Origin of the sequence: Mycobacterium sp. NPDC006124, from assembly GCF_040614235.1 — a bacterium.
Classification (GTDB): domain Bacteria; phylum Actinomycetota; class Actinomycetes; order Mycobacteriales; family Mycobacteriaceae; genus Mycobacterium.
This window is the reverse complement of record NZ_JBEXUA010000037.1, coordinates 1-1,922: the sequence shown is the minus strand read 5'-3', so window position 1 is coordinate 1,922 and position 1,922 is coordinate 1. Positions and strand designations below refer to the sequence as shown.

General features: G+C 57.1%; 1 rRNA gene. It reads right to left on the bottom strand.

The window, feature by feature from the left end:
- Positions 1-214: 214 nt before the first annotated feature.
- A 16S ribosomal RNA gene (locus ABZ195_RS28555) occupies positions 215-1,733 on the bottom strand.
- Positions 1,734-1,922: the final 189 nt, after the last annotated feature.

The window sequence follows — 1,922 nt, the reverse complement described above, 5'->3', positions numbered from 1 at the left end:
GAAGAACGGGCCTGTTGTCTCAAAGCCCAACAGTGTGCTTGGTGGCCGGCCCTCCCCTGACGGAGAGGACACGGAAATCTCGTTTGTCTGTGCACCAGAACTCGCTCCACTACGGATACGCCCAGTGACGGGCGACGAGTCCATCCAACGAATCGCCTGACAACGGCTGATCCCACGGTGTGTGGGGCCGGCCAGGTCTCGTGGTGCTCCTTAGAAAGGAGGTGATCCAGCCGCACCTTCCGGTACGGCTACCTTGTTACGACTTCGTCCCAATCGCCGATCCCACCTTCGACGGCTCCCTCCCACGAGGGGTTAGGCCACCGGCTTCGGGTGTTACCGACTTTCATGACGTGACGGGCGGTGTGTACAAGGCCCGGGAACGTATTCACCGCAGCGTTGCTGATCTGCGATTACTAGCGACTCCGACTTCACGGGGTCGAGTTGCAGACCCCGATCCGAACTGAGACCGGCTTTAAAGGATTCGCTCCACCTCACGGCATCGCAGCCCTTTGTACCGGCCATTGTAGCATGTGTGAAGCCCTGGACATAAGGGGCATGATGACTTGACGTCATCCCCACCTTCCTCCGAGTTGACCCCGGCAGTCTCTTACGAGTCCCCGCCATGACGCGCTGGCAACATAAGATAGGGGTTGCGCTCGTTGCGGGACTTAACCCAACATCTCACGACACGAGCTGACGACAGCCATGCACCACCTGCACACAGGCCACAAGGGAATACCTATCTCTAGGCACGTCCTGTGCATGTCAAACCCAGGTAAGGTTCTTCGCGTTGCATCGAATTAATCCACATGCTCCGCCGCTTGTGCGGGCCCCCGTCAATTTCTTTGAGTTTTAGCCTTGCGGCCGTACTCCCCAGGCGGGGTACTTAATGCGTTAGCTACGGCACGGATCCCAAGGAAGGAAACCCACACCTAGTACCCACCGTTTACGGCGTGGACTACCAGGGTATCTAATCCTGTTCGCTCCCCACGCTTTCGCTCCTCAGCGTCAGTTACTGCCCAGAGACCCGCCTTCGCCACCGGTGTTCCTCCTGATATCTGCGCATTCCACCGCTACACCAGGAATTCCAGTCTCCCCTGCAGTACTCTAGTCTGCCCGTATCGCCCGCACGCCCACAGTTGAGCTGTGAGTTTTCACGAACAACGCGACAAACCACCTACGAGCTCTTTACGCCCAGTAATTCCGGACAACGCTCGGACCCTACGTATTACCGCGGCTGCTGGCACGTAGTTGGCCGGTCCTTCTTCTGCACATACCGTCACTCGCGCTTCGTCTGTGCTGAAAGAGGTTTACAACCCGAAGGCCGTCGTCCCTCACGCGGCGTCGCTGCATCAGGCTTGCGCCCATTGTGCAATATTCCCCACTGCTGCCTCCCGTAGGAGTCTGGGCCGTATCTCAGTCCCAGTGTGGCCGGTCACCCTCTCAGGCCGGCTACCCGTCGTCGCCTTGGTAGGCCGTGACCCCACCAACAAGCTGATAGGCCGCGGGCCCATCCCACACCGCAAAAGCTTTCCACCACACGACATGCATCGCGTAGTCATATCCGGTATTAGACCCAGTTTCCCAGGCTTATCCCGAAGTGCAGGGCAGATCACCCACGTGTTACTCACCCGTTCGCCACTCGAGTACCCCGAAGGGCCTTTCCGTTCGACTTGCATGTGTTAAGCACGCCGCCAGCGTTCGTCCTGAGCCAGAATCAAACTCTCCAAACAAAGACAACCCAACCAAAGTCAGGCACATCAAATCAGAGAAATCTGACCTAACAAAAAGACACCAAAAACTGGCATCAAACAAACAAAACCACCCCAACAGCAGGAAGACGGGAAGTCCCCCACCAAGATGGCCAAAAACAACAAACAAAAACCACCAAACACACTATTGAGTTCTCAAACAACACACCC